The following is a 7,213-nucleotide window of genomic DNA, read 5'->3' as shown; positions in this document are numbered from 1 at the left end:
GATCATACCCATAGCCCCCGCGCAACGCTGTGTGCACGGCTGCAACAGTTCGTGGTGCCGATGTGGCCGGAAACAGGCTGTTGCAGCGATGGCTGCAGCCCTGTGTGACAATCGGCACAGGACAGGGGGTTCAGGATGAAGAGCGGCTGGCGCCGGTGGTGCCAAGGCATTGCAGGAGCAGGTCTGGTGCTGTTGGCGCTTTCGGCTGCAGCGGCGACCTTGGACATGGCCGGTGAAACACCGCGCCTGCGCCGTTTCGGCGCGGCCGAGGGATTGCCCTCGCGCATGGTGGTGGCGCTGGCCGAAGACCGACAGGGCCGCGTGTGGGCCGCCACCGACGGCGGCCTGGCCCGCTATGACGGCGGTGAGCTGCGGGTCTGGCAGCACGACCCGGCACAACCGGATTCGCTGCCCGGCAACGAGATCGAAACCCTGCTGGTCGACCCGCTCGACCGGGTATGGGTGGGCATCAACGGCAAGGGGCTGGCCCGGCTGGATGCCGACCGCGAACGTTTCAAGACCTTCGATTCCGTCACTGAAGGGTGCCAGGGACAGTTCTGGACACTGGCCTACGCCGAGGATGCGCTATGGGTCGGCAGCAGCAGCCATGGGGTCTGCCGGGTCGGCGAAGATGGCTCGCTGCGCCATTTCCAGCATGATCGGGCGCAGCCCGGCGGTCTGCCGAGTGACACCGTCTTCAGCAGTCTGGTGGATGCGCAGGGACGGCTGTGGGTGGGCACCGAAGCCGGTGTGGCGCGCTGGAACGGCCACGCCTTCGAAGCCGTGGCGCCGCGCGAACTGGCGGCGGTGAGCGTGCTGCGGCTGAGCCGCGATGCCGATGGCGCGATCTGGGTCGGTACGCAGAACGACGGCCTGTACCGCATCGATGCGCAGGATCGGGTGACGCGACCGGCCTGGGCCGACAGTGCCCGCCTGCGCTCGGCACTGGTCCTGGCCGACAGCCACGGAGGCTACTGGGCGGGAACTTCCGATGGCCTGCTGCGTGGTGACGGCCAGGTGCTGCGCAGGCTGGAAGGCGACCGTGGCAGTGGTTTCCTGACCGGCCACAGTGGCGTGCTCGACCTGATGCAGGACCATGAGGGAGGGCTGTGGGTCGCACTGCTGACCCAGGGCCTGGCTTACCTGCCGCCCGACTGGCGACGCTTTTCAACCTGGTACCAGTTCGATGGCAAGCCGCTGGACAGCCAGTACCTGTTGAGTGCTGCCAGCGACGGCCGCAGCTACTACGTCGGCTCTGCGCATGGCGTCTACCAGATCGATGCACAGGGGACGTTGAGCCTGCTGGTCAGCGACCGCGAACTGGGCAGCGGCGCGGTGTGGTCGGTGCTGCCACGTCCCGACGGCAGGCTGTGGCTCGGCCGCGCGGGGCGCATCAGCGTCTACGACCCCGCCACCGGTGTGCTGCGCGACTGGCGTATTGGCGGTGGCGCCGACCTTCGGCAGCGGATCGATCTGATGCGGCAGGCCCCCGATGGCACGGTCTGGGTATCGGTGATGAACCTGGGCCTGCAACAGCGCAGTGCCGACGGCCGCCTGCTGCGCAGTTTCGACGGCGCTACGCTGCGAGGCAGCACCGACGCGCCGGTCGAGCAGATCCGCTTCGATGCCGGCGGGCACGCCTGGGTGGTCGGGGAAATGGGCATCTGGCGCGAGCAGGGAGACCGCTTCGAAGCGGTGCCCGGCGTTTCCAGGGGGCCCATCTACGATCTGGTATGGATCGATCCCCGGCAGTTGTGGATCGCACGCCAGGGCGCATTCGAGCGCTACCAGTGGGATGGCCTGAGCCTGCGCCTGATCCAGCGTGTCGATGCCAGTGCCGGCGTGCCGCCGGTCAGCATGGGTGGGCTGGCCCTGGCCCGGAACGGCCAGTTGTGGGCGACGACGCCCCGCGGCCTGCTGCGCTGGGATCCGAAACAGCGTCGCCTGCAGATCTTCAATGAACGCGACGGCCTGCTTGATGCCGAGTTCACCGGACGCCCACCGGCAATCGATGCCGATGGCCGGGTGCTGGCCGTTACCCAGACCGGCATGGTGGGCTTCGATCCGAATGCTGCCGACGCCGAGCTGCCACCCTCGCAGCTGGTGATCGCGCAGGTTCGCGTCCGTCGCGATGATGCGCGCGGCTGGCAGCCCTTGCCGACCTCCGGCCTGCTGTTGCTGGGGCCCGACGACCGTGACCTGCAGATCGATGCACGCCTGCTGTCCTACGCCAACCCGCAGGGCAACCGCTACCGGTTCCGCGTGCAGGGATACGACCAGAACTGGGTGGAACAGGGCGGGGACGGCCAACGCACGTTGTCGCGGCTGCCGCCCGGCACCTACGCCATCGAGGTGCAGGCCGCGACGGCCAGTGGTCCGTGGACGCCCTCGCAGCAGTTGCACATCAAGGTACTGCCCCCCTGGTGGCGCAGCGGCATGGCGATTTTCGGCTATGCAATGCTGGGCTCGCTGTTGCTGTTGGCACTGCTGTGGTCGATCCGCAGGCGGCTGCGGCGACGCCAGCAGTGGCAGTTGACGGTGCACAAGCAGCAGATCGCCGAGCAGGCATCGCAGGCCAAGAGCCGCTTCCTGGCGACCCTGGGCCACGAAGTGCGCACGCCGATGACCGGTGTACTGGGCATGAGCGAACTGCTGCTGTCCACCGAACTGGACCCTGTGCAGCGCAGCTATGCCGGTTCGATCCAGCAGGCCGGCAGCCATCTGCTGCGCCTGGTCAACGATGCGTTGGACCTGGCCCGGATCGAGGCCGGCCGGCTTGAACTGGACATCCGCCCGTTCGACCTGGGCGGACTGCTGGACCAGGTGCAGGCGTTGATGCAGCCGATGGCACAACAGCGCAGGCTGGCGTTCCAGCGCGGGGCGGCATTGCCAGGCCCGATCTGCGTCAGTGGCGATGAGATGCGCGTCCGCCAGATCCTGCTGAACCTGCTGGGCAACGCGATCAAGTTCACCGAGCGTGGCCATGTTGGCCTGGCGGCGCGCCTGGACGACGACGGCGGCGCGGTGACGTTCGAGGTCAGCGACAGCGGGCCGGGCATCAATGCCGAGCAGCAGCAGCGCCTGTTCCACCGCTTCGAACAGGCCGATGGCCCGCGTACCGCCTCGCGCTATGGTGGCAGCGGGCTGGGCCTGGCGATCTGCCAGGAGCTGGCGGTGGCGATGGGCGGCCGCATCGATGTCGACAGCCAGCCGGGGCGTGGCGCACGCTTCGCCGTGCGGCTGCCGCTGCCGTGGAGCCGGCAGCAGGCCTCCAGCCCTGGCGAGGCAGCGTCGCCGATGCTGCCTGCACTGCGCATCCTGCTGGTCGAGGACGATGCCACCGTTGCCGAGGTCATCGCCGGTCTGCTGCGCAGCCGTGGCCATGAGGTGGTGCACGTGCTGCATGGCCTGGGCGCACTGTCGGAAATATCCACCGAGGGGTTCGACGTCGGCCTGCTCGACCTCGACCTGCCGGCACTCGATGGCACCGCCATCGCCCGCCAACTGCGCGCGATGGGCTACGAACTGCCGTTGGTGGCCGTTACCGCGCGCTCGGATGCCTATGCCGAGGCGCAGGTGCTTGCGGCCGGATTCGATGGTTTCCTGCGCAAGCCGGTGACCGGYGAKCTGCTGGTGGCGGCGATTGCCCAGGCGCGCAGTAAACGCCAGATCATCAGCTGAGCGCGGCATCCTGCGGCGTGAATCGCGCAACTTTCGGTTTACCATGCCGACGCCCACGGCGTGGGCATCATCAACAGCAGCGTGAGGAGGCCATCGGTGGTGTATCTGCGGGCAGTGACGCTGCTGATGCTGCTGCTGTGCTGCCTGGTGCCCGCTGCCGCGCAGCCGGTGCCACCTTCGCCGCGCCAGGTCACCGTGTTCGATGGGCTGCCGTCCAACACCGTCAACCGCATGGCCGAGGACCGCTACGGCTACCTGTGGATTGCCACCAACGATGGCCTGGCCCGGTACGACGGGCGCAACTACCGCATCTGGCGTTCCGAAGACGGCCTGCGCGACAACCGCATCTGGAGCGTGTTGGTCGATGCCCGCAACGAGCTGTGGATCGGCACCGAAAATGCCGGCCTGGTGCGGATGTCGGCCGATCGCCGCCAGCTGCGCTTCTACGATCGCAGCAGCCAGCCGCTGATGGGCAGCAACACCGTCTGGAGCCTGGCTGCGACACCGGATGGCGCGATCTGGTTCGGCACCCACGAGGGCGGCCTGTACCGGCTGGACAGCAATGACCGTCTGCAGCGGTTCCTGCCCGAAGCGAACAACCCGCGCAGTCTGCCGGCCGCGTCGGTGCCCTACCTGGCCACGCTTGCCGATGGCAGCCTGTGGGTCGGCACCAAGCATGGCGTGGCGCGCTGGACCGGTACCGATTTCGAACGCATCGGCGGCGACCTGGTGCCCAGCCTGCTGATCAATGGACTGACCGCAGAACCCGACGGCAGCCTCTGGATCAGCACGCTGGCCGGGGCCACGGTGCGGCGCCCGGATGGCCGTTTCGAATCCGTTCCCTGGACATTGCCGGCCGGCGACCAGGTGCTGGGCATGATGCTGCGCGACGAGCAGGGCGGGCACTGGCTGGATACGCGCAGCGGCCTGGGCCGGGGCATCGATGGCCGCTACCAGACCGTGCCGCTGTACAGCGCCATCGCCCGTGGCCTGGTGCGGCCGAACTGGACCGGTGCCTATGAGGACCGCGAAGGCGGCATCTGGCTGGCCAGTACCAATGCCGGCCTGTGGCACCTGCTTCCGCGCTGGTGGCAGTTCTCGGTGTTTTCGCGGCTGGAGGATGATCCGTCCTCGCTGCGCAATTCCTATGTGCTCGGTACCAGCCCCTCCAGCAATGGCGGGGTGTGGACGGTCGGCAGCCATGGCGCGCTGGACCGCTTCAATCCGCGCACGGGCGTGATCGAGCAGCACCGCACCTTCGTCAACGGCATGCACTGGCTGACCTCGGTGCGCGAAGACCGGCAGGGCCAGGTGTGGGTGGGCTCGACCGACGCCCTGATGCGCTACGACCCGCGTCGTGGCGAGCTGCGGCGCTGGGGGCGGGACTCGGGCGCGGACGCGACCATGGAAGGCAACATCGAGGCGATGATGACCTGCGATGGCGACAGCCTGTGGTTGATGCTGTCATCGGGGCTGCAGCAGCGTGATCTGGACGGGCACGTGCGCCGGCGGCTGGAAAACGGCCAGGACGGTCTGCAGGCCGGTCAGCTCAATCTTGACGTGGAATGCGGCCCGCAGGACCGGATCTGGCTGGCCAGCAGCCGCGGCCTGCTGCAATGGCAACCGGATGCGCAGCGCTTCCAGCCGGTGCCCGGTGCGCCGGCCACTGCGGTGTACGCCCTGCATGTGGGCAAGGACGGCCAGGTCTGGTTGTCCGAGGATGGTCGCCTGTCGCGGTATCTCTGGAGCCAGGGCCGGCTGGAACGGCAGGCGGTAGTGGGCGCCGAGCAGGGCTATCCGGCGATTTCCGCTACCGGCCTGGTGGTCGACGCGCAGGGCGTGGCGTGGGCCACCAGCGCCCGCGGCCTGGTGCGGGTGAGTGCCGATGGCGAGAGCGTACGCCTGTACGGGGTGCACGATGGGCTGCCCAGCCAGGAGTTCCGCGAACACACCCTGATCGCCTCCTCGGCGGGGCGCATGGTGGCAGGTACCCCCGCCGGTGTGGTGGTGTTCGATCCCGAGCAGGTGCGGCCTTCCACCCGCCGTGCGCCGCTGGTGATCGAGCGGGTGGAGGTGCGCCGCAACGAGCAGTTGCTGGACCTGACCCATGACTCGCCGCTGCAGATCGCCGATGGTGACCGCGACCTGCGTATCGTCGCGCGCCTGTTGTCCTTCGCCGATTCGGCTTCCAACACCTACCGCTACCGGTTGGCCGGCTACGACCCGGATTGGGTCGAGGTGGGCCCGGCAGGCGAGCGCCTGTTCTCCCGCCTGCCACCCGGCGCCTACCGGCTGGAAGTGCAGGCGCGCTCGGCCGACCACGTGTGGTCGCGGGTGCAGACCCTGGAATTCCATGTGCAGCCGCCGTGGTGGCGCAGCTTGTCCGGCCTGCTGGTGCTGGCCTCGATCGGGTTGCTGCTGACCAGCTGGTTCGCCTGGTTGTACCGGCGCCGGCTGCAGCGCCAGCACGCCTACCAGCTCGCCCTGCACAAGCAGGATCTGGCCGAGCACGCATCGGCGGCCAAGACGCGCTTCCTTGCCAATCTCGGCCATGAAATCCGCACGCCGATGACCGGGGTGCTGGGCATGAGTGAACTGCTGCTGGCCTCGCCGCTGGATCCGCAGCAACGCGGCTATACCCAGTCGATCCGGCATGCGGGCGAGCATCTGCTGCACCTGGTCAACGATGCGCTGGACCTGGCGCGGATCGAATCGGGGCGCCTGGAACTGCAGTCCAACGCGTTCGGTCTCAATCGCCTGCTGCAGGACCTGGCCGCGCTGATGGGGCCACTGGCTGCACAGAAGGGCCTGCGGTTCATCCTCGACAACCAGTTGCCGGCGGGGCTGCAGGCGACCGGCGATGCGATGCGGGTGCGGCAGATCCTGCTCAACCTGCTGTCCAACGCGGTCAAGTTCACCAGCCGCGGCAGCATCACGCTGCATGCGCGTTGCGAGGAAGGGCCGCGTGGGCTGTATTTCGAGGTGCGTGATACTGGTCCGGGCATCAGCCAGGAGCAGCAGCAACGGTTGTTCCGGCGCTTCGAGCAGGCCGACGGTGCGCGCACCGCAGCGCAGTACGGCGGCAGCGGCCTGGGCCTGGCGATCTGCCGCGAGCTGGCACTGGCCATGCAGGGCCGGATCCGGGTGGAAAGCCAGCTGGGCAGCGGTACCTGCTTCGGTGTCAGCCTGCCGTTGCCGCTGCAGCAGGGGGCGGCCAGCGACGGAGGTGCCGACAGTGACGCCGCCGCTGCTGCGGTCAACATGCCGCCGCTGCGGGTGTTGCTGGTGGAGGACGATGCGACCGTGGCCGATGTGATGTGTGGGCTGCTGACCACCCGTGGCCATGAGGTGGTTCACGCGGCCCACGCACTGGCCGCGCTGCGTGAAATCAGCGCGGGTGATTTCGATGTCGGCCTGCTCGATCTGGATCTGCCGGGCCTGAGCGGTTTCGAACTGGCCCAGCATCTGCGCAACCAAGGTTACACGTTGCCGCTGCTGGCGGTGACCGCACGCACCGACCCGGACCTGCAGC

2 protein-coding genes are annotated in these 7,213 nt (G+C 68.4%); both read left to right on the top strand.

Annotated features, from left to right (window positions below; genetic code table 11):
- Positions 1-135: 135 nt before the first annotated feature.
- Entirely contained in the window at positions 136-3,681 is a 3,546-nt protein-coding gene (locus AC1VAN_RS06735) for a sensor histidine kinase (protein WP_480985510.1), read from the top strand.
- Positions 3,682-3,777: 96 nt separating this feature from the next.
- A partial coding sequence (locus tag AC1VAN_RS06730; RefSeq protein WP_480985509.1) for a two-component regulator propeller domain-containing protein occupies positions 3,778-7,213 on the top strand: 3,436 nt, incomplete at its 3' end.

It is taken from the genome of Stenotrophomonas sp. 05L44_2, from assembly GCF_056665995.1.
This window is presented reverse-complemented; position numbering and strand designations above follow the sequence as displayed.